General features: G+C 43.5%; 22 protein-coding genes. 7 read left to right on the top strand and 15 right to left on the bottom strand.

Annotated features, from left to right (window positions below):
• Positions 1–199 precede the first annotated feature (199 nt).
• Together J2755_RS09560 and ala are read right to left on the bottom strand one after the other, a co-directional pair.
• On the bottom strand, positions 200–7,315 hold the full coding sequence (locus tag J2755_RS09560) for a DUF7507 domain-containing protein (protein ID WP_209682650.1): 7,116 nt from the start codon (positions 7,313–7,315) through the stop codon (positions 200–202).
• 115 nt (positions 7,316–7,430) lie between these two features.
• Positions 7,431–8,411 carry an alanine dehydrogenase gene (gene ala, locus J2755_RS09555; RefSeq protein ID WP_209683360.1) on the bottom strand — a complete coding sequence of 327 codons (981 nt, stop codon included), beginning with the start codon at positions 8,409–8,411 and terminating at the stop codon, positions 7,431–7,433.
• A 69-nt stretch (positions 8,412–8,480) separates the two neighbouring features.
• Here ala and J2755_RS09550 point away from each other — a divergent pair, with 69 nt between their 5' ends.
• The 6 genes from J2755_RS09550 to truD all read left to right on the top strand — a co-directional run bounded on the left by J2755_RS09550 (position 8,481) and on the right by truD (position 14,470).
• A complete protein-coding gene (locus J2755_RS09550) occupies positions 8,481–9,161 on the top strand; it encodes a DUF434 domain-containing protein (protein WP_209682646.1) in 681 nt (226 codons plus the stop codon).
• A 25-nt stretch (positions 9,162–9,186) separates the two neighbouring features.
• A complete protein-coding gene (gene mptN / locus J2755_RS09545; RefSeq protein WP_209682642.1) occupies positions 9,187–10,080 on the top strand; it encodes a tetrahydromethanopterin:alpha-L-glutamate ligase in 894 nt (297 codons plus the stop codon).
• A 21-nt stretch (positions 10,081–10,101) separates the two neighbouring features.
• Complete coding sequence (pth2, locus tag J2755_RS09540) at positions 10,102–10,455, top strand: peptidyl-tRNA hydrolase Pth2 (RefSeq protein WP_209682637.1); 354 nt, start codon at positions 10,102–10,104, stop codon at positions 10,453–10,455.
• A 13-nt stretch (positions 10,456–10,468) separates the two neighbouring features.
• On the top strand, positions 10,469–11,602 hold the full coding sequence (locus J2755_RS09535) for a transglutaminase-like domain-containing protein (RefSeq protein WP_209682617.1): 1,134 nt from the start codon (positions 10,469–10,471) through the stop codon (positions 11,600–11,602).
• A gap of 267 nt (positions 11,603–11,869) precedes the next feature.
• Positions 11,870–12,658, top strand: a complete 789-nt coding sequence (locus J2755_RS09530; protein ID WP_209682614.1) for a helix-turn-helix transcriptional regulator — start codon at positions 11,870–11,872, stop codon at positions 12,656–12,658.
• Positions 12,659–13,123: 465 nt separating this feature from the next.
• Complete coding sequence (truD, locus tag J2755_RS09525; protein ID WP_245312875.1) at positions 13,124–14,470, top strand: tRNA pseudouridine(13) synthase TruD; 1,347 nt, start codon at positions 13,124–13,126, stop codon at positions 14,468–14,470.
• Between the two features lie 6 nt (positions 14,471–14,476).
• Here truD and pyrG read toward each other — a convergent pair whose 3' ends face one another.
• The 3 genes from pyrG to J2755_RS09510 are packed head-to-tail and all read right to left on the bottom strand — an operon-like array spanning position 14,477 to position 16,934.
• Entirely contained in the window at positions 14,477–16,066 is a 1,590-nt protein-coding gene (gene pyrG, locus J2755_RS09520) for a glutamine hydrolyzing CTP synthase (RefSeq protein WP_209682610.1), read from the bottom strand.
• Between the two features lie 16 nt (positions 16,067–16,082).
• Positions 16,083–16,739: a DUF7524 family protein gene (locus J2755_RS09515; protein WP_209682607.1), complete on the bottom strand. Its 657-nt coding sequence runs from the start codon at positions 16,737–16,739 to the stop codon at positions 16,083–16,085.
• A 12-nt stretch (positions 16,740–16,751) separates the two neighbouring features.
• Positions 16,752–16,934, bottom strand: a complete 183-nt coding sequence (locus J2755_RS09510; protein ID WP_209682591.1) for a methytransferase partner Trm112 — start codon at positions 16,932–16,934, stop codon at positions 16,752–16,754.
• A 114-nt stretch (positions 16,935–17,048) separates the two neighbouring features.
• Between J2755_RS09510 and J2755_RS09505 the strand changes: the two genes are divergently transcribed.
• Positions 17,049–17,987, top strand: a complete 939-nt coding sequence (locus J2755_RS09505) for a nucleoside recognition protein (RefSeq protein ID WP_209682588.1) — start codon at positions 17,049–17,051, stop codon at positions 17,985–17,987.
• A 67-nt stretch (positions 17,988–18,054) separates the two neighbouring features.
• Here the strand turns inward: J2755_RS09505 and J2755_RS09500 are convergent, their stop codons facing one another.
• The 10 genes from J2755_RS09500 to fpoH all read right to left on the bottom strand — a co-directional run bounded on the left by J2755_RS09500 (position 18,055) and on the right by fpoH (position 26,132).
• The gene (locus tag J2755_RS09500; RefSeq protein ID WP_209682585.1) at positions 18,055–18,207 is read right to left on the bottom strand and encodes a hypothetical protein; all 153 of its coding nucleotides are present in this window, start codon (positions 18,205–18,207) and stop codon (positions 18,055–18,057) included.
• A gap of 233 nt (positions 18,208–18,440) precedes the next feature.
• The gene (gene fpoO / locus J2755_RS09495) at positions 18,441–18,812 is read right to left on the bottom strand and encodes a F420H2 dehydrogenase subunit FpoO (protein WP_209682582.1); all 372 of its coding nucleotides are present in this window, start codon (positions 18,810–18,812) and stop codon (positions 18,441–18,443) included.
• A 13-nt stretch (positions 18,813–18,825) separates the two neighbouring features.
• The gene (gene fpoN / locus J2755_RS09490) at positions 18,826–20,277 is read right to left on the bottom strand and encodes a F(420)H(2) dehydrogenase subunit N (protein ID WP_209682577.1); all 1,452 of its coding nucleotides are present in this window, start codon (positions 20,275–20,277) and stop codon (positions 18,826–18,828) included.
• A gap of 3 nt (positions 20,278–20,280) precedes the next feature.
• Positions 20,281–21,768 carry a F(420)H(2) dehydrogenase subunit M gene (gene fpoM, locus J2755_RS09485; protein ID WP_209682575.1) on the bottom strand — a complete coding sequence of 496 codons (1,488 nt, stop codon included), beginning with the start codon at positions 21,766–21,768 and terminating at the stop codon, positions 20,281–20,283.
• The gene (fpoL, locus tag J2755_RS09480) at positions 21,768–23,780 is read right to left on the bottom strand and encodes a F420H2 dehydrogenase subunit FpoL (protein ID WP_209682572.1); all 2,013 of its coding nucleotides are present in this window, start codon (positions 23,778–23,780) and stop codon (positions 21,768–21,770) included. Before fpoL ends, fpoM begins: the two co-directional genes overlap by 1 nt.
• Before the next feature lie 2 nt (positions 23,781–23,782).
• Positions 23,783–24,085: a F420H2 dehydrogenase subunit FpoK gene (fpoK, locus tag J2755_RS09475; protein WP_209682569.1), complete on the bottom strand. Its 303-nt coding sequence runs from the start codon at positions 24,083–24,085 to the stop codon at positions 23,783–23,785.
• Positions 24,082–24,435 carry a F420H2 dehydrogenase subunit FpoJ gene (gene fpoJ, locus J2755_RS11485; protein WP_280954403.1) on the bottom strand — a complete coding sequence of 118 codons (354 nt, stop codon included), beginning with the start codon at positions 24,433–24,435 and terminating at the stop codon, positions 24,082–24,084. The genes fpoK and fpoJ overlap by 4 nt, the downstream gene beginning before the upstream one ends.
• Positions 24,435–24,698 carry an NADH-quinone oxidoreductase subunit J gene (locus tag J2755_RS11480; RefSeq protein WP_209682566.1) on the bottom strand — a complete coding sequence of 88 codons (264 nt, stop codon included), beginning with the start codon at positions 24,696–24,698 and terminating at the stop codon, positions 24,435–24,437. The genes fpoJ and J2755_RS11480 overlap by 1 nt, the downstream gene beginning before the upstream one ends.
• Positions 24,698–25,105, bottom strand: coding sequence for a F420H2 dehydrogenase subunit FpoI (gene fpoI, locus J2755_RS09460; RefSeq protein WP_209682563.1), 408 nt, complete (start codon positions 25,103–25,105; stop codon positions 24,698–24,700). Before fpoI ends, J2755_RS11480 begins: the two co-directional genes overlap by 1 nt.
• 4 nt (positions 25,106–25,109) lie before the next feature.
• Positions 25,110–26,132 carry a F420H2 dehydrogenase subunit FpoH gene (gene fpoH, locus J2755_RS09455; protein ID WP_209682559.1) on the bottom strand — a complete coding sequence of 341 codons (1,023 nt, stop codon included), beginning with the start codon at positions 26,130–26,132 and terminating at the stop codon, positions 25,110–25,112.
• Position 26,133: the final 1 nt, after the last annotated feature.

Here is a 26,133-nt window from a genome sequence, read left to right as displayed (position 1 = left end):
TAAAATATAGCGTATTAGTATATAACTATTTCTATAGAACTATATAGTATTATAATCATTATGATGACTTTAATTTGACTGGAAAAATAAAAAAATATGAATTTAAGCCATCTATTCCAACCATAACGTAAAAATCGAAATATATCCAAAGCATACCACAAAGGCAAACTTGTGGCATGAATTGGATATTAATATCAGATCAGTCTTGCCTTCTCCTGAAAACAAAGAGAAGCGAAATTACTACCAGCATTGGGATTGCAACGGTCGGGAATTCGGGAATCTCTTCATTTACTCCCGTATAATGGCTTAGATCTTCATCTGAAACAACAGTATCCTCATAGCTGGCCGTCACATTTCCAAGATTCTCATAGGGGCCTGCAATCGCAAGTCCAGATGCTTCATAAACCCAGGATTCTCCGGGTTCAAGAACATTGTCACCATCATCTCCGGCAACTGGATTACTGTTAACAGACACCTTGTTATCAGTCACAACAACATTTGTGAGATTCACATTGCCGGCATTTGTTACAACATACTTCCATGTGACCTGTGTTCCAATCATGATACTGGGCCCGGGAGCCGCATCTGCATCATTGTTGTTAGTGAATTTTTCCAGATCTACCAATGGTCTTGGATCGTTGCCGTCAATACCGTAATAATAGCTGGAGTCACTATCGGAAATCGGTTGACTATCGTGAGAAGTCTCAGCAGTGACAGTGTTAGAATACAGGCCTTTTACAGAAATATTCTGGGCTGAAAGGCTGCTGTTGGATTTGCCGATACCAAGTTCTTCAATCGTGCCAATGTATCCCTCTTTATCATCTGTTACAATGACATCATAGAGGACAGCACCTCCAGTGTTAGTGACGGTATAGTTCCAGATAACAGTAGAACCTACCAGAATATCAGGCGCAAATGCAGGATTGACAACTTTCAGGCCATTTGTGCGCTTCTCAATATCAAGTGAAGCATCCTTAGTGTGGCCGAAGTAGTAACTTGAATCGGTATCAACAACCGGTTGGCTGTTATGTGTAGTCCTGGCAGTTGCAACATTTGAATACAGACCTAGAACGGAAACGTTACGGGCAAAGAGACTGCTGTTGGTTTCACCTATGCCAAGTTCAGCAATCGTACCAATATAGCCTTCTTGGCTGTCATTTACTACGATGTTGTAAAGGACAGCATTACCCGTGTTGGTAACTGTATAATTCCAGGTCACATTATTGCCCACCGGAACCAGTGGAGCAAAAGCAGGATCATTGACATCCTGCCCGTTAGTAAGTACTTCGAGATCAATTGATGCACTTGCAGCGTAACCGAGGTAGTGACTCAGATCATAATCAGTAACATTTGGACCGAATTCAGGTTCTGCAGTTACAGTTGCGTTGTTCTCATACTCACCAAGAACAGAAACGTTACGGGCAAAGAGACTGGTGTTGGATTCCCCGAGACCAAGTTCAGCAATGGTACCGATGTAACCTTCCTTGTCATCAACAACCTCAATGTTGTAAAGGACGGTATTACCGGTGTTACGAACAGTATAATTCCAGTAAACATCGTCACCAACCGGTATGAATGGAACCATAGTTGGATCACCACTATAGTCTGCATCATAGCCATTGGTGTATTTCTCAATGTCAACTGAAGCACGTTCATAGTAACCGAAATAGTGACTCAGATCATAATCAGTAACATTTGGACCGAATTCAGGTTCGGCAGTTACAGTTGCGTTGTTCTCATACTCACCAAGAACAGAAACGTTACGGGCAAAGAGACTGGTGTTGGATTCTCCGAGACCAAGTTCAGCAATGGTACCGATGTAACCTTCCTTGTCATCTACAACCTCAATGTTGTAAAGGACGGTATTACCGGTGTTACGAACGGTATAATTCCAGTAAACATCGTCACCAACCGGTATGAATGGAACCATAGTTGGATCACCACTATAGTCTGCATCATAGCCATTGGTGTATTTCTCAATGTCAACTGAAGCACGTTCATAATAGCCAAAGTAATGACTCAGATCGTAATCGGTGACATTTGGACCGAATTCAGGTTCGGCAGTGACAGTTGCATTGTTCTCATATTCACCAAGAACAGAAACGTTACGGGCAAAGAGACTGGTGTTGGATTCTCCGAGACCAAGTTCAGCAATGGTACCGATGTAACCTTCCTTGTCATCTACAACCTCAATGTTGTAAAGGACGGTATTACCAGTGTTACGAACGGTATAATTCCAGTAAACATCGTCACCAACCGGTATGAATGGAACCATGGTTGGATCACCACTATAGTCTGCGTCATAGCCATTGGTGTATTTCTCAATGTCAACTGAAGCACGTTCATAGTAACCGAAATAGTGACTTGGATCGGTATCATTCACAGGTTGACCGTCATAAGTAGTATTGGCTGTAGCAAGGTTGGAATACCAACCCTTTACTGAAACATTCTGAGCGGAGAGACTGTTATTGGATTCACCAACACCAAGTTCAGCAATGGTACCGATGTAACCTTCCTTGTCATCAGTTACAATAATGTCAGTCAATGGGATATTACCCTCGTTATAAACAGTATAATTCCACGTGACCGCATTGCCTACCGGTATGCTGGGAGCAAACGTGATGTCGTCCAGATCAGCATCATAACCATTGGTATATTTCTCCAAACGCAATGAGGCGTATTCAGCAACACCCAAATAGTGGCTTGAATCGCTATCTTTCAGAGTAGCAGATCCGTACATGGCACTTACATTTCCAAGGTTTGAATACTGGCCTTCCACTGAAACATTGGTTTCATTAAAGATGTAAGACTGTCCGGCATGCAGGAATGGAATAGACCCTATATAGCCTTCCTTGTCATCGGTTACCTGAATATTAATTAAAGCCACGTTTCCCGTATTTGTTACATTGTATTTCCAGACAACCGGGAAACCTACAGGAATACTTGGACCTGTACCTGTATCCGCATCAATATCGTTAGTTGTTTTCTCAATCTTGATAGCCGGATTTGGAACAGGATTGGTGCTGCCCAGGTAGTGACTTGGATCGTTATCAAGCACCCTCAATGGCCCAAGAATTGAACTGGAATCATAAATTCCACTGACATAGCCCGTATTTGAATACTGACCTTCTTCCGAAGTACCTGATTTATCCACTGTTTGTGACTGACCCGGGTGAAGGAAAGGAATAGTATCAACATAACCTTCTTGATCGTCGCCAACTTCCACGGCAAACAATGTCACATTACCTGTGTTCGTGACATTGTACTCCCAGACAACCAGAGAGCCCACTGGAACTACCGGACCGGCTCCTGTATCTGCATCAAATCCATTGGTAGTCTTTTCAATTCTAATCGATGGATCCATGTCGGGATTCGGACCGCCGAAGTAGTGACTTGGATCATTATCAAGTACCCTCAGAGGCCCAAGAATTGGACTGGAATCATAAATTCCACTGACATAACCCGTATTGGAATATTGACCTGCTTCTGAAACACTCCTTTTCTGGAGTGTTTTTGATTGTCCCGGATGAAGATACCGAATGGTTCCGATATATCCTTCTTCATTATCTCCAACTTCTACAGCAAAGAGTGTTACGTTTCCTGTATTCTTGACCTTATATTCCCAAACAACATTTGAACCCACGGAGATTGTTGGTCCAGGAGCCACATCTGCATCCTGGCCATTGGTATATTTCTCAATCACTATGGAAGGATCAGCATTTGGTTCCTCAGTACCGTAGTAGTGGCTTGGGTCTGTATCACCTACATATCCACGATAGTAACGGGCATAAGCACGACCAACATTGGAATACTGGCCTTCTTCGGCTTCACCAATCTTATCCAGTGTACGGGATTGACCTGGATACAAATACCGAATGGTTCCGATATACCTCTCCCTGCTGTCATAAACCCTGATGTAACGAAGCATCACATCACCGGTATTGGTGACTTTGTATTCCCAGACAACATCACTGCCAACCTGGATTTTCGGACCTGTACCTGTATCAGCATCATAACCATTAGTGGTCTTCTCAATATGGATAGATGGGTTGGCATCCCTTTCAACGCCGAGATAGTGGCTTGGGTCTGTATCACCTACGTATCCACGATAGTAACGGGCATAAGCGCGACCAACATTGGAATACTGGCCTTCTTCAGCTTCACCAATCTTATCCAGTGTACGGGATTGACCTGGATACAGATACCGAATGGTTCCGATATATCTCTCCCTGCTGTCATAAACCCTGATATAGCGAAGCATCACATCACCGGTATTGGTGACTTTGTATTCCCAGACAACATCACTACCAACCTGGATTTTCGGACCTGTACCTGTATCAGCATCATAACCATTAGTGGTCTTCTCAATATGGATAGACGGATTGGCATCCCTTTCAACGCCGAGATAGTGGCTTGGGTCTGTATCACCTACGTATCCACGATAGTAACGGGCATACGCTCGACCAACGTTGGAATACTGACCTTCTTCGGCCTCACCAATCTTATCCAGTGTACGGGATTGCCCCGGATGCAAGTAGCTGATATAGCCAATATAGCCTTCGTCACTATCACGAACTCTGATTCCGCGAAGGGTTACGTCACCGGTATTGGTGACTGTGTATTCCCAGACAACATCGCTCCCAACCTGGATTTTCGGACCTGTGCCCCTGTCGGCATCATAACCATTAGTGGTCTTCTCAAGATGGAGAGATGGGTTGGAGTCGACTTCTGTACCGTAATAGTGACTTGGGTCTGTATCACCCACGTATCCACGATAGTAACGGGCATACGCTCGACCAACATTGGAATACTGACCTTCTTCGGCCTCACCAATCTTATCCAGTGTACGGGATTGCCCCGGATGCAAGTAGCTGATATAGCCAATATAGCCTTCGTCACTATCACGAACTCTGATTCCGCGAAGAGTTACATCACCGGTATTGGTGACTGTGTATTCCCAGACAACATCACTACCAACCTGAATTTTCGGACCTGTGCCCCTGTCGGCATCATAACCGTTGGTAGTCTTCTCAATATGAAGCGCAGGATCAGCATCAAGATCAACACCAATGTAGTGACTCTGATCACTGTCACTTACACGACTGCCACGATAATATGTGTAGGCAGTTCCTTCATTGGAGTACCGACCTTCTTCAGCCTCACCAATCTTATCAAGAGTTCGGGACTGACCAGGATAAAGGTGCCTTATAGTGCCTATATAGCCCTCCTCGTCGTCAGATACCCGGATGTTAAACAAAGTCACATCACCGGTATTGGTGACTGTGTATTCCCAGACAACGTCACTGCCAATCTGGATTCTCGGACCTGTGCCCCTGTCAGCATCATAGCCATTGGTAGTTTTTTCAATACTGACAGAAGGATCTACATCCGGCCTGGGCCCTCCAAGATAATGGCTTGGATCACTGTCATTAACAATTGCAGACCCATACCTTGCACTTACATTACCAAGATTAGAGTACTGTCCTTCTTTGGAAACAATATCGTATTCATAAAGGGTCTTTGACTGGCCCGGAGCAAGGAATGGAAGATTGCCGACAAAACCTTCCTTGTCATCATTTACCTGTACATCAAAGAGAACTACATTACCGGTGTTTGTGATTGTATACTCCCAGACAACCCAACTGCCAACAGGAATAGTGGGGCCACTGCCTGCATCAGCATCATAGCCATTGGTGTGTTTTTCAATATTAACGGAAGGATCGGCATCCGGATCTGTTTCACCAAGATAATGTCCGGGATCTTCATCACTTACGATTGTATTGCCATACTCCGCAGTGACATTACCAATATTCGAATACTGGCCGGCCTCTGATACGCCAGTGGTATTCAGGGTAACAAAATCATCAACCCCAAGATATGGAATAACCCCGATAAAACCTTCTTTGTCATCGGTTACATTGACGTTGAACAGGGGAACATTACCGGTGTTTGTAACATTGTATTCCCAGGTAACGGTTGTACCTACCGGGATACTGGGCCCTGGTGCATTGTCTGCATCTATTCCAACAGTCAGTTTTGTAATATTAACGGAAGGATCGGCATCCGGATCTGTTTCACCATAATAATTACTTGGATCTTCATCAGACACTGTTTCATCAGCATAGCGGGCCGTAACATTCCCAAGATTTGAATACTGCCCTTCAATTGCATTTCCTGATGCATTAAATGTATGGGATTCACCCACGGAAAGATAGGAAATAGTACCGATGAAACCCTCTTTGTCATCAGTTACATTTACATTGAACAGCGGAACATTACCGATGTTTGTCACGGTATATTCCCAGATAAACGGCGAGCCAACAGGAATAGCTGGACCGGGAACCACATCTGCATCCTGACCAACTGTTGTTTTCTCAATGTCAATTGCCGGCTCGGCCTCATCCTCCACATCTCCGAAGTAGTTGCTAGGATCGCTATCGCTTACAAGCACTTCATCGTAGGTTGTATTTGCAGTAGCCAGGTTTGAATACTGGCCTTCAACTGCAATCCCGGATGCATTTAATGTGTGGGATGAACCGGGACTCAGATATGAAATTGTACCAATAGTACCCTCAAGATCGTCAACCACATTTATGTCTGCGAGAGGAACGTTGCCAGTGTTGGTTACAACGTATTCCCAAACAACAGGAGAGCCAACAGGGATTATCGGGCCGGGAGCATTATCTGCATCCTGTCCGATTGTTAACTTTTCAATTTCAATTGAAGGATAGGTTTCGGGCTCATAGCCACCATAGTAGTGACTTGGATCCTCGTCACTTACAATATCATCTTTATAGGTAGCAGTAACGGTGGCAAGATTTGCATACTGGCCATACATGGCATAGTCTGTAGCATTGTAAACCCATGTTTCCCCGGGTTCCAGAATACCATCATTGTCGTCGCCGCTTATAGGTCCGGGATTAATAGTAGTACGGTTATCAGTTACTGAAATGTTGGTCAGGTCGAAATCACCGGTATTGGTCACGTAGTATGTCCAATTAATAATTGTGACTTCGGGTTCAACAAAAATATAGGGACCAGGAGCAACATCTGCGTCATGAGAGTTTGTGTGTTTTTCGATATCTATTGAAGCAACTTCTACAGTTTTCTTTTTGTCGCCTTCGCTCACGCGAATTGTAAACCTGTCATTCGTAGAAGTGTTCCATTCCTGAGGCCCGAATATCTGACCCGGATCAAAGGAATCGTTTCCTGAAATTGTACCAATGTCTGCAGGGTCGTCACTCACCGAAACAAGCCCCGCAAATAGAAGGGCAATTAAAGCTAATATGCCTATATAAATAACAACAGTTCTCATACCGTACCACCGGATGATTTATATCAATCAATATATAGATTGTAAAGATATATAAATCCATCCACATCATTAGATCGGGGATGGATTGATAACATTGGGTATAAACAGCCTACTATTAAAACATTCTGAGAGATTGACCAAATCCTCTTTTTAAGGCTTCCTTATATACCAGATTGCCTGCTGCAACATCCTGTATGGCAAGTCCTGTGGAATCAAAAATAGTGATGCCACTATCCGAAATTCTTCCCTCCTTCAAACCAACAACAACTTCACCGATCTCACAACAAATCATCTTTTCGGAAATTATTCCTGAACTAAGAGGAACGTTTACTTCACCGGAATGGAACGCCTGTGTCTTATCATCAACTATAACCCTGCCATTTTTCAAAATCATCGGATCAAGTTCCTCTTTTCCCTGTGCATCCGCCCCGATGGCATTAATGTGTGTACCTTCAGAAATCCATTCTTCTTTGACAATCGGTTCCCTCGAAGGAGTTGTTGTCACCACTATATCGGCATTACACGCATCCTGAATTGTTGCTGAAATAATAACGTCGCATGACAAAAGTTCTCCCGCAAAAGAAGCAAAAGCACTTGCTGAAGCAATGCTTCTAGTATAAACTTTCACGCACTCAAGATCAAAGTTTTCGGACAAGGCCAGCAACTGGGCTTTTGCCTGATTACCACCCCCGACAAAACCGGCAATTTTTGAATCCTTTCGTGCAAGGTATTTTGCAGCAACTCCACCTGCCGCACCTGTACGCATATCAGTAAGATGAGTGGCATCCATGATTGCAAGCGGTGCACCAGTTTCTGTTGAATTAAGAACAAATACAGCCATTACAGTTGGCAAACCTTTTTCCCGGTTTTCAGGGTGCACATTTACAATTTTAACCCCTGCAATGTCGTCTTCTTCCAGAAACGCGGGCATTGTGCGCAAATCACCATTATGTTTGGGGAAATAAAGATAGGGTTTTGGAGGCATCTGGACTTTCTTTTTTCCATGTGCAAAAAATGCATTTTCCACTGCAGCCATCGCAGAAGGCATGTCAAGAGCCGCCTTCACATCATCCTGATTTAGCCAGAGAATTTCCAGTTGAACACCTCATAATGATATTGTACGACAGATATAAAAGATGTATTTAAGAAAATACAATGTGGTAACATGAGTGGACCGAAAGAAGAGCTGGAGATTCTTGCAATCGCAGCCAATGACTTTCGCTACCTTTTGAACAAAGGATATCCCAGAGCCGGAGCATTGAAGTTTGTGAGCGACCACTATCGGCTTTATTCAAAACAAAGGCATATCCTGAACAGGACAGTTATTATTCCCGACATTGTGGAAACCAGAAAAGCAAAGAAAATAGAGTGTGACCAAATATCCGGGAAACATCTTGCCATTGATGGATATAATGTACTTATTGCTATTGAAACTGCCATTGAGGGATACAAGCTATGGATTTCTGATGACGGATATGTAAGAGATACCAGAGGCAAATTTAACAATTTCAAAATGACAGACTCAACAATCCTTGCAATTGATGAACTCATAGGAATAATTAGTCATCATATGCCATCTAAAACAACTATCCTTCTTGACAGGCCCATGAGCAACAGCGGAAATCTTGCTGCCCTCCTCAGGGAAAAAATGGAAAAACATGAGATTAGCGGGGAAGCACTAACTTCCGAACATGTGGATTATGATCTCAAAAACATGCAGGCTGATATTATTGCAACTTCTGACGGAATCATTATAGACAACGTCCGGAAAGTAGTAGATATTCCTGCATGTTTTACAAAATCCCGGAATGTACACTTGAACAAAATACCTGCAACGTCAGGTTGATGTACGTTGAACACGGAGTGAAAACGTGAAAAAAATAGCTATTGCATGTGGAAACGAATTGGACTGGACTGCGAAAGCTTTCCTTGAATCATGCAAAAAAGCAAGTGTTGAAGGAGTTCACCTGAACCTCCTGAAGCTTAACATCGATCTGGGGGACATTGACAACCCTTTTTTCAAAAATATTGACGCAATGATAGTCAGGGATGTTGTTGCATCGGGTAATGACGGGCTATCATTCCGGTTTGACTGGATTAAGGAATTTGAGAAAGAAGGAATACCAGTCATCAATTCCACAGATTCAATTCAGAATGCTGCAAGTAAATTTCACACAACATTTCTTCTCAGGAAAAAACAAATCCCCATTCCTTCCACCCACATAATACAGGACATGGATGAAGCAATTGGCATTCTAAATGGAAAAAAGGAGATTGTAATCAAACCCCTCCATGGTTTTAAGGGACATGGAATTTTCAGGATTATGAAAAACGAAGTTATTTCAAATACCGGAGAGCGAGTCCCTGCAGAACCCATAAAATTTATCGGGAAATTAATAGAGGAAAGAGGATGCCTCTATATTCAGGAATTCGTTGAAAACCCCGGAAGAGATATCCGGGCATTTGTTGTCGGAGATGAAGTCATTGCTTCCATTTACCGCAGTGCTGCAAACGGGTGGATCAATAACCTCAGCCAGGGGGGCATTGCAAGTCGCTGCACTTTGAGCGAAGAGCAAAAAGAGTTATGTGTGAGAGCATCTGAAGCTGTTGGAACCACTTATGCAGGAGTGGATTTGATAGAAGGAAAAGACACTGATATGGTGCTGGAAGTCAATGCAACACCCTCAGGAGCAGGTATTTATAGAACATGGGATTTTTATCCAACTGATAGGATAATAAGACATGTCATTGAAAAGATGGTTTAAGCTTTTTTCAGGAGAACGTCAATGGACACATTTCAATATAAGCAGTGCATTGTTATAAGGGAGGATTTGAAGCTTTCCCGGGGGAAACTTGCGGTTCAGGTAGCACATGCTGCGGTATCATCTATGAGGGGTGCCACTGACAATGACGTGAAGAAGTGGATGCGTGAAGGACAAAAAAAAGTTGTCCTGAAAGCCCCCACTGAAAAAGATTTGTTCAGACTTAAAACCGAAGCGGAAATGCAGGGATTATCTGCTTCACTTATACGGGATGCAGGACTTACGGAAATCCCGCCTAACACAGTTACAGCCCTTGGTATCGGACCTGCAAAAGCCGATGACATAGACCGGGTAACAGGGGATCTCAAACTACTGTAAACGGACGAGGAATATGATCAGGAAAGCACTTCTGGTAATTATCATTCTGGCAACAGTGAGTTTAGCAGCTGTTACTCTTATTTTAACACCCACATTGGGAAATTATTTTGCTTTGATCATTGGAGATGATGGAGTCAATTATTCACCTGACCCCGGAGATCTGACTCCTCCGATAATCTCCGGCCACGAAAAAGCCTTTGAGAAGAAACCAGTTGCAAGAAGTACGATCCCGTCTGGCTATGAAATTGAAAGTAAGTATTTCTATGGAAAGTTCTACCAGAACAGTGATGAAGTAATCGAAATGCAAATTTCGAATCTCGGAGACAATGCGATTTTTGTATATGGATTTGGGCTTAAAGGTCCTAATGGAATTTCAAAATATGATAACGGGTATTTAATTGAAGCAGGCGATTCCGAGAAAATTGGCCTGGTAGCTTTTGAAGTCCCGGGGAAAGATCAGTTTTCTCTAACACCATACATTTACCTGATGGCACAAACCGAATCCAACAACTGGTATGATTACGGGTTGCAGGAGTTTAAAACACTTGAATTTGAAGCTGAAAGAGCTCCGGCAGAAGTCCAGAACCCTTACTATTCAAACCCCCCACATTATTTTAAGATGGTGAATGACAGAGTAAACGGTACCGATCCTCTTGTTCGGACAACTGCCGAATCAGCATCCAGCAAGTATTCCGGAGAATACAACATATACCAGCTATGCTCACTTTTTGATTATTTAGCCACAAATGTGGAATATGTAAGCGATCCAAATGAATCGGATTACTGGGCCACACCAGAGGAAACAATCTATGCAGGTACCGGCGACTGCGAGGATTACGCATTCCTTATGGCTTCAATGGTGGAATCAGTTGGTGGAAGCTCGAGGATTTATCTTACGGATGACCATGCATTTGCGGCGGCATATCTCGGGAAAACAAATGAAACCGATGAGTCCATCGAAGCGATTAGCGAATATTACAATTCTGCTCCTGTGTACTATTTTACGGACAGCTATGGATCATGGATTATACTTGATGCATCCTCGGGAATGTACGCCGGAGACCTGCCTGCTGGCGCCGCCCCGATTTCCACTGGATGGACTTTCCTTAACCAGACAAATGTTACGGTGATTGATGTATATCAGTAACAGTTTGCTGGAAAACGGGATAATAAGGATAGGTCACATGTATTTTGTGATGAGAAAAAGGTAAATTATAAATTTATTGAATGTGTTTTTTTTAATAAGGCTAATCTGCTTCGACGTCTCTAAACATAGAAACTAGCATAATTGGTGGATGCACTGCTATTACTGCTATTTTGCCAGTAGCAGTAAAGAGTAAAATGATAAGCAGAATTAACATTTCTATAACTCGAGAAGAGAGCTACTCTCTAAAAATGGACTTGGAAGATAGAGATGGGGAAAAAAATTACAGACATATTGTTTGCTTCCGACAAAAGGAAAAATACGCTTTTGATGCTGCAGGATGGTCCAAAGGAAATGGACACAATTCTGAAATCTCTTAACACCACAAGAGCTGCCCTACTCCCGCAGATGAAAGTGCTGAAAGATCGCAATCTCATATCAAAAAATGGCGATACATATAGCCTTACCACTATAGGAAAGCTGCTTGTTGAGGAAATGGACAAGTTCCTGAATACCGCAGAGATTTTTGCCGGAGAGAATACTTATCTTAATACGCATTGCATCGATTTTTTACCTGAATGCTTGTTAAAAAAGATACCAGAGCTGGGCGATTATAAAATAGTTGATATTCCTGCTGACAAGCTATTTGATTCTGACTGGGGCCTTGTTGCAAGCCCTAAAAAAACAGATTACTGGTTTGAGATTACTTCGACGTTACATCCTACATTTCATGATTGTTACATAAAAATAGCAGAGGGCATAACAGACGTATCCATTATCTTCAGCAGTGAAGTCTATGAGAGAGCTAAACTGGAATACTATGACGAACTAAAAGAACTGATAGAACTTGACTTCATATCACTATACGTTTGTTCCCAACATATGGATTTTGTCTCATTAACCATGAGCGGGGATTCAATTAAGTTTAATCTGCTGACAAATAAAGGCTATTTCGACAATAAGAGAATGATCTTTTCGGGGCCAGATGTTGTTGATTGGGGCAGAGAGCTGTTCAATTATTACATGAATTTTTCAAAACCAATCGTTGAAATTGTGTGAAACTCCCGATTAAAAGATCTATTCAAATGAGAAGGAGACACCGGCAATAAATCCGGTGTCTATAAAGTACCACTCCCCAACCCGTCTTAACAAACGATTACAATCATAGACCCCCCATGACTCACTCATTTGCTGTTATAAACAGATTGGGCACCACTTCTACTACATTTAAACCTACGGGTTTTTCGAATATAAACTAACTTACAATGAAATTCAGCTCCTGTCACAAATTTCAATGTCATTGAAATTTATAATATAGCTACAAGACAGAAAAACTAAAAAAGCAGGCAGGAATTAAATTTTATCTCATTCGGCAAGAGTCCGATTCCACACCACACCTCTTTTATACAAATTTACGCATCATTAAGTGGTATTTCAATATTTGGCTTAATTTAAGTTCTACTTTGGAAAACGAAAAAGTTTCGAAAAATAGATAATCGAAATCCATGCCAGCGGTGATAGATATTGTCAGTGATTGAAAACACACAGGAAAGCGAGGTTCCTGAACTTGAGAAGAAGACCGGAATCGATATTTATGCAACTCCTGCAAAAGGAATTGGAGGAAGACTGCGTCAGGTTCCCGAAGATTTCATTGTGAAAGAAATCACTGAAGAGTTTAAGGAAAATAAGGAAGGGAAGTACCTCATTCTTGAAATGACAAAAACAAACTGGGAAACCCACCACCTCATCAGGGATCTGTCCCGTGCACTTGGCATCAGCAGCAAGCGGATTGGAATTGGCGGAACTAAAGACAAAAGAGCTGTTACAACACAGAGAATAAGTATCTTCAACCTTTCAGAAAATGAAATTGACAATCTCAATATGAAGGATGTGGATTTTAGGATACTTGGCCGTTCCAACAAGGATGTGGGGTTGGGAGATCTTGTAGGGAACGAATTCAACATAACAATAAGGGATATTGATGTTGAAAAAGAAGAACTTGAATCCCGTATGAAGCTAATTACGGATACAATTCTGAAAATGAGAGGAGTTCCAAATTTCTACGGAATCCAGAGATTCGGTGCACGCAGGCCAATTACACATCTTGTTGGAGAATCAATTGTCCGGGGAAATCTCGAAAAGGCTGCGATGGATTATATTGCGAAAGCTTTTCCCGACGAACCGGAGGATACACAGGCAGTCAGGAAACAGGTTGAAGATACCCGTAACTTCGTAGAAGGGCTCAACAATTACCCGCTGCAACTGCGATACGAGAGAACCATGATGCATCACCTGCATGTAAATCCTGACGATTATGCCGGTGCATTTGAGACTCTTTCAATGAAGATGAGGAAATTGTTTGTTCACGCTTACCAGTCATATCTTTTCAATCGAATAATTTGCCTTCGCCTGAAGGAAGGACTTGAGCTGAATCAGGCCTATGTGGGAGATATTGTTTGCTTTAAAAATAAGCAGGGTTTGCCTGACAGCAGCAAACACGAATACGTAAATGACAATAATCTTGCAGGCATGAACAGGCTTCTGAAACACGGCAGGGCATTTGTCACTGCTTCACTTCCGGGGTTCAGGAGCGATTTCGCATCCGGCAAACCGGGAGAAATTGAAAGTTCTGTTTTGGAAGAGGAGAATGTACCTCTTGAAGGATTCAAAGTCCCTGACATGAAAAAGGTGGGTTCAACCGGCCAGAGACGGGAAATACTCCTGAAAGTAAAACCTGAATATTCCATCGATGCCGACGAACTAAATCCCGGAAAACTCAAGGCAAACTTACGTTTTTCCCTCCCGAAGGGCAGTTATGCAACCGTTGTCCTCAGGGAATACATGAAAACAGACCCGATTAAAATGGGATGAAGGAAATTATTCCTTCCCTTCCCGCATGGAATCCATAAATGCCTTAAAGGGTGGTGAAGGATTTCCCGGCCTAGATCTGAATTCCGGATGGAACTGTGATGCAAAGAAGAAACGGTGTTCCGGAATCTCTATGATTTCCATCCTGTTCTTGTTCTTGCCTGAAAAAATCATTCCCTTATTTTCAATCCTTTCTACGAAATTAGGATTGACTTCATACCTGTGCCTGTGCCTTTCAACAATGCTCAAGGAACCGTAAATCTTCTCTGCCAGAGAACCTTCACGCAGGACTGCTTCATAATCACCAAGGCGCATGGTAGCACCCATATCCACGACATCTTCCTGCTCTGGAAGGATGTCAATTACAGGATAAGGCGTATTTTCATCAAACTCCGTGCTGTTTGCACCATCCAGTCCCACAACATCTCTTGCAAATTCCACTACTGAAAGCTGCATCCCGAGGCATAAGCCAAGGAAAGGAATGTTGTTTTCCCTTGCATAACGAATTGCAAGGATTTTTCCCTCAACTCCCCTTTCGCCAAAGCCTCCGGGTATTAGAAGACCATCGTAGTCATCCAGCATTTTCACAGCATTGGGATCTTCATCAAATTTCTCGGAATTGACCCAATCCGCTTTCAAACAACAACCGCATTCAATTGCTGCATGCTTGAGGGATTCACTTATGCTAATATAAGAATCTTCAAGATGCGTGTACTTTCCAACCACTGCCACCTTGATTTCAGTTTTTGCAGTGTGCATTCTATCAACCATTTTTTCCCAGGAATCATCCATTGAAGTGGTTGAAAGGTTGAGTTTTGACATCAGGTACTCGGTAAGACCCTGATTTTCCATTAAGAGAGGCACTTCATAAATATCATCAGAATCATGAGCACTGATTACAGCTTCCACAGGAACATCACAGAAAAGGGAGATCTTTGAACGTGTGTCATCCAGCAAAGGCTCCTTGCATCTTGCCACAATCACATCCGGATATAGACCAAGCTCTCTCAACTCCTTAACCGAATGTTGTGTTGGCTTGGTTTTCTGATCCTTCTGGGCATCAAGGGTTACAAGAGTTACATGGATGAATGCAATGTCCTCTTCTGCCTCTTCACGATGCATTTGCCTTACTGCCTCGAGGAATGGCATGCTTTCGATGTCACCAACAGTACCGCCCACTTCGATTAAACAGATATCAGCACCGCTTTTGGCGGAAACTTTCCTGATACGATCCTTGATTTCGTTGGTAATATGAGGAATTATCTGCACAGTCTTTCCAAGATATTCACCACGCCTTTCCTTGGAAATTACAGACTGGTAGATTTTTCCGGTTGTGAGGTTATGGTCCCTTGTAAGTTCGGTATCAAGAAAACGCTCGTAATTGCCAAGATCAAGATCAACTTCCCCACCGTCTTTCAGGACATAGACCTCTCCATGCTGGAAGGGACTCATTGTGCCTGCATCAATGTTGATGTAGGGGTCAATCTTAATAGCGGTTACATTGTGACCGCGGTTTTTGAGGTTTCTTCCCACGGATGCCGTGGTAATGCCTTTTCCTAAACCACTCATCACACCGCCAGTAACTATAATGTATTTCATTCCATAACCTCATTTTTCATCTTCTAATAAATGGCAAACGGACAAACAAATAAACTGCAGCAACGGTAAAAATTATAGCTAAGAATACAGACGGATAAAATCCAAAGGATATACCATTTTCCCCTAAAATGGAAGGTATTGAACTTACAAAGAGATAGGCTGCAATTAAAGCGACAATTGCGGCCATTACAACAGTGAGTTTTCGCATGTCAATGGCCTGAAATGATTTCCCCATTAGTTCTGAAATTGGCTGACCTGTATTCGATCTGGATGCTACATAAGATGGTGGCTCAGAAACTGGTTCATCAAACTCTGCCCTGCTCACACCCATTTTGGGGTTTTCATTGCCGATGTTAATGGTAAAACTGTCTTTTTTCGAACCGTAGCCTACCATGACAAAAACATTGCCAGAGTTGAACATCTTACCATCATAGGGGATACGAACTACTACCGGCACATATTCTTCATGGGTTACATAGGGGTTGTCATCGAGAAAAGTCACATATTCTTCCAGATCAGGGTCCACTGAAAGGTTAACATGGGTTGGTGAGCCGTAGTTGATAATTACCAGCTCAAAACTATGCTCTCCACCCGGGGAGAGGGGAACATCAAGAACAGGGGTTTCAAACTCTATGGAATTGACACCAAGACGATTAATGTGTATCTGCTGCAAGTTTTGCACTCCTTAATCTCTTATGTCAGGAGGAAGCAAATTGGGGATGCCTCCGTTTATCGGATAGTATTCATCACACTTTCCGCAGTAGAGTGTACCTTCCACGACCTCATTATTTTCTTCTTTTTGTATGTTGAGGACAAGATCCCCTTTACATACAGGACATGCAAGGATATCTACCAATTCCTTTTTCATTTAGTCACCAGAGACAAATGTGTTGCTACTCATATCAAACTTTTGGTTTTTTCGATATTCAATGCTCAAATTTGATAAATAAATTAATCTATAAGTGTTAACCTCTATTGGATCATGCTGGACCTGCTGATAAGGGTGCTGGATTTTGCACTCCCTATTCTGTTCATGATATTCTTAGGCCTATTCGGAACCGGATTACTCATAGAGTTAGGGCTGATGCAAAAACTTACAGGGCTGACAAAACCCCTTATCAATCACACAAACCTTCCGGAAGAGTGCGGTTCTGCATTTGTCGTGTCCCTTGGGTCAACTTTTGCTGCAAACAGTATGGTTGTGAAGGTTAGGGACAACAACTGCATCAGCGACAAACAGGCCATGCTTTGTGCAATCCTCAACAGTACCCCGGCGTACATCCGAGAAATCCTGACATACCAGATCCCGATCATTCTTCCGGCACTGGGGTTTATCGTAGGCGGGTTCTACGTGGGCGTATTCATTCTCACAGCCATCATCAAGATTTCAGTTGTAATCATATTGAGCAAGATCTGGTTTGAGGATGGAAAGTGCACCCCTACAGAAGAAGCTGCTATTGAAAAACCACCATTAAGAAAAGCCCTGCATAACACCTTCCACAGGGAAAAAAAGCTGTTTACTAAAATTGCAACTATCTACCTTACAATGACAACCCTGGTTTTCTACCTCCGGGAACAGGGAGCATTCGAAGTATTCAGTGTCCTGCCACTTGCAGAGATATTCGGTATCCCACCAGAGAGCATCGTGCCCCTTACAACATACGTGGCAAGCCCTATTCTTGGCGTATCCCTGCTGGGACCCATGATTGGAGAAGGAAGCATCACTTACCTTCAAGCCATGATAGTGCTGATGCTGGGAAGTATGTTCATGCTCCCGTTATTTGCATTCCGTACAATACTTCCCCGCTATGTCGCTCTTTTCGGACCTAAGCTTGGTTCAAAAATCGTTGCCCTCTCAACCGGGATGAGCATGGTTGTTCGGTTTTCCATTCTTGTGGCGTTGCTTATGATTGCACGCTGAAATATGCAAAACCCTGAGAGAATAATGTCCGGGATTTAGAAAAAAGTAAACGCGTAAAATCCAAAAATCAACGATCTTTGTTTCTTGTCTGTGGAGTTTCGCGTGCCATTCCATCTTCAGGAATATTAGATTCATCCCAACCGACACCCGTTGTGTCTTCTCCATTCCAATTGTAGTTTTCATCTCCTGTAGCATCGGCAACAGTGCATCCAATTGACATTGTAATCACGAAAAGGGCGATCAATATAGATAGAATTGAAATTTTCATGCTATCACCTCTAAGTCTGATAGAGATCAGTTAAAGCTAACTATATATAAACAACACTGTGATTTTACAAATAAATTGGTGACCATCTTAAAAAATTGAAACATAATTGAAAGTAGAACGTGAGAGGAAACGCCAAAAATATAAAAAAAGAGAAAACGTGGGGGAAAAATTCCCCCGAAAAAGAATTAGTGGTGTTCTCCGAAGCACTCGTGCTTTTTAGCATGTGCTTCGTTGGAACCTTCAAGGCATTTCCTGCAGAGACGCTTTGTTTCTTTTTCATAGACCTTTGTAAAGGAAGGAATCTCGACATCTACCCCGTACAACTGGGCAGCGCTGCCGCAAAGGTCACAGGTTCCGAAAGAGTCTCCAGGCAACATGCAAACGGTTTCCTCGGATTCCTGTGCATGTTTATCATATACAGCTTTTGAGGAATCCAGACAGCGTTCACAAAGTCCTTTCCATTTGCCTACAGGGTAAGAGTGTTCGAATTTTGGTTCGAACACCTTTACAGGACATACGGTTGGAATGGATACTCCACATAGGTCACAATCTGCCATATCTTATACCTCCTTAGAGTGGCAGCAGGACCTCCGCTGCCTGCATAGCCATGTTTACGAATGGTTCCGGCCAGAAGCCAATTGCGAGTACTCCTGCAAGAGCAACAATGATTGCTAGCACGTATGGAGCAGGTTCAGGGAACCTTTCTCCGCTTTCAGCTGGCATGAAGTACATGTACTTGACAACCCTGGCGTAGTAGTACAATGAAATTGCACTGTTGAGAATTGCAATTACTGCGAGCCAGACGAGTCCTGCTTCAATTGTGGAAGAGAAGAGGACAAACTTGCTCATGAAACCTGCTGTTGGTGGTATACCTGCAAGAGCGAGCAGGAATATCATCAGACAGAATGCAGTAATCGGCATTGTCTTTCCAAGACCCTTGAAGCTGTCAAGGTGATCCGGAACTTCGGAATCCTTGTTCTTTGTCATAACCATGTACACAACAGCAGCCACAGCAATGAAAGCACCTCCTTTCATGAAACCGTGTGCAAGGGTGTAAAGGATACCACCTGTAAGAGCCATTGGGGTCAGGACCACAAGTGCCATGGAAATGTATCCCGCCTGTGCAAGTGAAGAGTATGCAAGCATACGTTTGACACTTGTCTGGGACAGGGCTACAATGTTACCATAGGTCATTGTAATTACTGCAAGGGCTGCAAAAGCCATTCTCCAGTCAGCCTGAAGTGCTATCAAAGCTACAATGAAAACCTTGAATGCAGCGATGATACCCATCTTCTTGGAACCGGCTGCCAGAAGTGCTGATACAACTGATGGTGCACCCTGGTATGTGTCAGGTGCCCACATGTGGAATGGAACAAGAGCAATCTTGAAACCAAATCCTGCAATCAGCAGTACGATGGCAAGAATTCCAATGCCGCTGTTGAGTAATACATCAATGTTTTCGGCAATTCCGGGGATTGATGTTGTAGCGGTTGCTCCGTAAACGAAGGAGATACCAAGCAACAGCAGAGCAGATGAGAGAGCACCCATAAGGATGTACTTCATTGCGCCTTCCACGGATCTTGCGTTCTTCTTTTCAAATCCTGCCAGTGCATAGGTAGATAGACTGGCAAGTTCGAATGAGACATATAGTGTAAGGAGATCGTTTGCAGATGCTACGAACATCATACCAAGCGTACCGAAGAGTACGAGGGTAAAGAAGACTTCTGCGTTGTCATTGCCTTCTGTGTATTTTACAGATGCAATACAGACAATCAGGGCAACTGCAAGGAATACCAACTTGAAGAACTGGGACAGTGCATCAACAACCAGAGCCTCTGCAAGCAGGGAACCTGTTGCTCCAAAGCTTACAAGGGTCAGGACAAGAGCCCCTAAACAACCTGCCACCGCAAGGTAGCCAAGAACATTCTTGGAAGTAGGACCCATGAAGAGACCGGCTATGAGCAAAACAAGGCCGGTAATTCCTATGATCATTTCAGGTGCAATTAACATCAAATCTGACATCTATTACACCCCCAGAACAGCCATAAGGCTGGCAATTTGATTCGAGTTCGTTAACATCATCTCAAACACCGGATTGGGGTTCAATCCGAAGTAAAGGACAAGTAGAGCAATGATTGCCATTGGAACCAGCTGGTACATGGCAATATCATTTACCTCTCCAAGTTTCTCGTTATAGACACCAAACATTGCCCTCTGCATTGCCCACAGGTGGTAGGCTGCAGTGATTACTATGGCAACAAGTGCGACAATAACGTATGTCGGGACACTTGCATAACTGAAAGCCAGTACGTTGACTTCAGCAACGAATCCTGTAAGACCCGGCAATCCAAGTGATGCCATGAATGTAAGCATCATGATTACGGTCAGTTTAGGCATCTTGCTTGCAAGTCCTCCGAGCTCATTGATAATCCTTGTACCGGTTGCAGTCTTGATTACTCCTACTGACATGAACATGAGAGCCATGATAAGTCCGTGGGAGAACTGCTGGAACATTGCACCGGAGATGGAATATGCAACAAATCCTGCACAACCAAGGGAAACAAATCCCATGTGGCTGATACTGGAATAGGCAATCATCCTCTTGAGATCCTGCTGTGAAAGTGCTACCAGCGCACCGTAAAGGATACTGACTGCACCGAGGAAACCAAGAATGGTAATCATCAGAGTCGGGTTGGATGTGTCCGGAAGGATTGGAAGGATCACACGGAACATTCCGTAACCTGCAATCTTCAACAGGATGAAGAGTACACTTCCTGCAATTGGTGCTTCAACATAAGCATCCGGCAACCAGGAGTGGAATGGAACTGAAGGCATCTTGACGATGAAACCAAACAGCAATGCAAGGAAAATTCCATCCTTGACCATTCCGCCCTCAATCATTGGGAACTGGTTGAGCAGATAAAGCATATCCATGTTTGGAACGCCATTCTGGAACCATGCACCAAAGTAGAGGCCGAATATACCGAGCAGCATCACAAGGGATGCAACGTGAGTGTAGATGAAGAATTTCATCGAAGCACTTGCTTTGTTGGGACCTCCCCATATGTTTACCATGAAGAAGAGAGGCACGAGTGTAAGCTCCCAGAATATGTAGAAGAGGAAGAAATCCAGGGATACGAACACACCAATGACAGCACCCTGCATAGCAAGGATAAGTCCGTAGAACCTGTTAGGTGCGGATCTTACGTCATCCCATGTGAAGATCAGAAGTAATGGAATGACAATTGCGTTGAGCAATATGAGAGGCATGGCAATACCATCCACACCAACATGGTAGCTGATACCAAGGGATGGAATCCAGTTGCTCATTTCCTCAAACTGCATTGCAGCTGTGCTGCTGTCAAATACGAAGTACGTGTAGAGAGTCAGGATCAGTGTAATCAGTGAGCCTGCAAGGGCTATTACACGGGCCTGTTCCCTGTTCTTTGTGAAGAAAGTGATTCCTGAGAATATCAGGGGAATCAAAATCAATAGTGAAAGTAACGGCAACATTAGATTACCTCCATGACGAGCTTAACAAGCACAACCAGGAGACTTACTCCCAGCACTACGGCTGTGGCGTAGTGACGTATATTTCCAGTTTGTACCTGCCTGAACGCCTCACCTGCTTCAAAGACTATGTCACTGAGCAGTTTGACTATCCAGTCGAATCCACGGTCCAGATAGTAGGTTGCCATTGAAATGCTCTCATAAACTATCTTTACTGCGAAGAATTCGGTGAGAATTTCGTTCTGGTAGTACCTGTTGTAAAGCAATTTGTACAACGGGTTTTCACGTGTTACGAATCTGCTCACGTCAATTGCTCTCTGGTAGTATATGAGATAAGCAAGTACCAGACCAATGGTTGCGACAATGATAGGCATCCATATAATCAGAAGTGGTTCATGACCGTGCTCTGCGGCAATGTGGTAGTTACCCAGTTCCGCCAGCGCGTGAATATCCACGTGTACGAAATTGTTGTGGAATGTTTCACTTACAAAGTGGGTAAAGGTTTTTGCTGAGATTGCTCCGAAGAAGAGAGCAAAGATACCCAGGATTGCCAGTGGCACTGTCATTGTTGCTGGTGATTCATGTCCACCGTAATCAGTACGTGGTTCACCTGCAAATGTCATGAATATCAGCCTGAAGATATAGAAAGATGTCAACAGGGCAGCGATGATTGCAAAGATGTATGGTAACCAGCTTCCGCCTTCTGCTCCGAAGAGGTAAGCAAATTCAATTATCGGGTCCTTACTGAAGAAACCGGTTGTACCGACAATTGTCTTTGGAATACCGAATCCTGCCAGAGCAAGGGATGCTGCAACCATTGTTGCTGCTGTAATAGGCATTACCTTAGCGACACCACCGAGCTGTCTCATGTCATGTGTACCGACTGCGTGAATTACACTGCCTGCACAAAGGAACAAGAGTGCCTTGAAGAAAGCGTGGCTGACAAGGTGGAAGATTGAAACACCAACTGCTTCTGCACCTATGACTGCACCCACACCAAGACCAAGCATCATGTAACCAAGCTGACTGACTGTGGAATAAGCGAGCACACGCTTGATGTCGTTCATCACAACACCCATTGTAGCTGCAAAGATTGCTGTGAAAGCACCAAGATAAGCTACTACTATAAGGGAGTCAGGAGCTGCGATAAACATTGGGAAGGTACGTGCTACAAGGTATACACCGGCAGTAACCATGGTTGCTGCGTGAATAAGTGCTGAAACTGTTGTAGGACCCTCCATTGCATCCGGAAGCCACACATGAAGCGGGAACTGACCGGATTTACCCACAGCACCACCGAAGAACAACAATGTGATGAGTGTAAGGTGACTTACCTCAAATCCAAGAATTGTTGAACTCATAGCGTTCAGTTCAGGGATGTAGTGGAACATTGTATCGAAGCGAAGCATGTAAAGCTGCTCAGGAATGGTGCCGTTGACAATTTTGAAAAGGTCAGTTGTCAGCAGGACAATACCTGCAAGGAACATCACGTCACCAATTCTTGTAGTCAGGAATGCCTTCTTTGCTGCTGATGCTGCGCTTGGCTTCTGGTACCAGAAACCGATTAGCAGGAATGAACACAGACCCACAAGTTCCCAGCTTATGAACAGCTGGAGAATGTTGTCAGAGAGTATAAGACTCAACATTGAGGCTGTGAACAGTGCAGTTTCTGCAAAGTACCTGGACTTTGCAGGTTCGTGGGACATGTAACCAACTGAATAGATATGAATCAGCAGACTGACAAATGTCACCATTGTAAGCATGACCGCTGCAAGCGGATCTATCAAAATACCCAGATTGAAAGCAGAGAACCACTGGTAGGATTGTGTCACTACCTCTTCGGGGTTCTGTAGCAGGTTTATTGTTATAATCAGGGAGATTACAAATGAAGCTGCTATTGCTGCGATGGGGATAATTGCACCGCCCTGTGGCAACTTCTTCCCAAGGAAGAAAGTCAATACGAAGGCGAGTGCTGGTAATACGGGGATCAGAAATGCAAAATCTCCAATAGGCATCGTTACCACCTCAACACGTTAAGATCGTCAAGATTGATTGAATCCCGCATCTTGTAAATGGACATCATTATTGCAAACCCAATGGCTGCTTCTGCTGCTGCCAGTGCAATCGCAAAGAGAGCGAAGACCTGTCCGGTCATATCATCGTTGTAACTTGAGAATGCCACAAGGTTGATATTTGCAGAGTTGAGCATGAGTTCCACGCACATAAGAATGCGGATACCGTTTTTCTGCGTCATGAAACCATAGAGACCTATGGAGAAAACAATCGCAGACAATGCAAGATAAAAGTTCAGAGGAATCATTGGTTATCCTCTCCTTTTGCCATGTAAATTGCGCCCATTAGTGAAGCCAGTAGCACAAAGGACATTATTTCAAATGGTGCTACGAAATCAGTGAACACAAGGGTACCAATGGCTTTGATATTACTTGGGTCGTCCACGTTCTGAGGTAGCTGATCTACTGTTACCCATGAAGTACCGTAAAGTGATACTAAAACGACTGCAAGGAACAATAAAGCGATACTTGCTCTTGCGAATGCCTTTACAATAACCTTCCAGGAAGGAACTTCCATGTGAGCTATTTGTATAAGGTATCTCCTGGGGCTAAACTGGTGTTTAAATGATTCCCAGATAGTAACTTTGTTATCTGCCATTATTCACCACCCCTGAGGGTTTTCTTTGTGAGCATCACTGCAAAGAGCAACAGAACACCGACTGCACCCACATAAACCAGAACCTGTACTACACCCAGGAACTGTGCGTTCAGGGTCACAAATATGCCGGCTACTGTGAACATTGCAAATACAAGTGCAAGTGCAGCCCTGACAATATCCCTTGCCAGAACTGTTGCAAGGGAGAAAAATATGATTACGACTGATATTATTGCAAAGACCAGTCCTTCACCTATTCCAATCATTATTCATCCTCCTCTCCAACTGGAACTTCCCTGGCCAGCATCTCCGGTGTGTACAGGAGCTCTTCGTGAGTCCAGCGTATTACACCTGTTGTGAAGACACCTGTGCTTGAAAGCGCATCCTGTGGACACTGGTCAATGCACAACCCACAGAAAAGGCAGTGGCCTATGTCTATTTCAGGGAACCATCTTGTCTTCTCGCTGTTCGGGCTTACTCTTGCCCTTACAATACGGATAGTATTGTTCGGACAGGTATTAGCGCAAATTCCACATCCTATGCACTTGCTTTTATCCAGTTTCTGCAATCCCCTGAATCTTTCAGGCATAACAGGGCGCTCTTCTGGATACATTCTGGTTACACGAGGTTTCCGGATGTTCTTTAATGCCTGTTTAATGTTTTGTAGAACCATCTTTTCACGCTCCCAGGTAAATTCCAAGTGCCATTGCCCATCCAAGGTTTAACAGGGATAGTGGCAGGAGTCTCTTCCAGCTCAATTCAACAACCTGGTCAATCCTGAACCTTGGAAGAGCCCATCTAAGCAGTACAATAAACATCAGGATTATTGTTGCTTTGGCTACAAGGAACATTGTTGGAAGGATTAAACCAAGCACAATGTTGTTGGTTACGAATCCAGGCAAGTTCCAGCCTCCAAGGAAAAGCAATGCAATCAGGAAGGAACCAAGAATCATGTGGAAATACTCAGAGAAGAAAGCAAGACCGAATCTCATTCCACTGTACTCTGTAAATACACCGGCCTGAAGTTCTTCTTCTGCTTCATTCTGATCGAATGGAAGACGTCCCATATCAGCCAGCATTGCGATGAAGAAAATCACAAAACCAAGTGGCTGGAGCACAGCAAACCAGATTGGGTTCTGAGCATTCACAATCTCTACAATATCGAGAGAGTTTGCCATTATGGCAACACTTACTATTGTGATACCAAGTGGAAGTTCGTATCCAATCATTCTTGCGAAGTTACGGAAAGTACCCATCATTGCGTACTTGTTGTTTTGTCCGTAACCTAATACGAAGATACCAATTACAGAAATTGCGGATACAGCTTCAATGTAAAGAACACTAATATCCATCTCAGTAACTACAAGGGCGTATTCGACGCCGTTTATGTAGATAGCACCTATCGGAATTGCCACGAGCATCAGGAAAATTGAACCCATGATGATAATAGGGGCACATACATAGAGTAGCTTGTCTACGTTTTTGGGAATGATATCTTCTTTGGTAAACAGTTTGATAGCGTCTGCAATCAACTGGAAAATACCCATCGGACCGACCCTGTTAGGACCGTATCTTTCCTGGATATCACCGGCGAGCTTACGCTCGATCCAGATAGCAGCCATACCTGCTCCGAAGAGCCCGCCAATCAATGCAAGACCGACAATTCCTCTAAGCCATGGAATAAGAGTTGCGTCTACCATT

It is taken from the genome of Methanohalophilus levihalophilus (assembly GCF_017874375.1).
In the GTDB taxonomy this organism is placed as follows: Archaea; Halobacteriota; Methanosarcinia; order Methanosarcinales; family Methanosarcinaceae; genus Methanohalophilus; species Methanohalophilus levihalophilus.
Note: the sequence above shows the minus strand (reverse complement) of the source record. Positions and strands in the feature narration are given on the sequence as shown.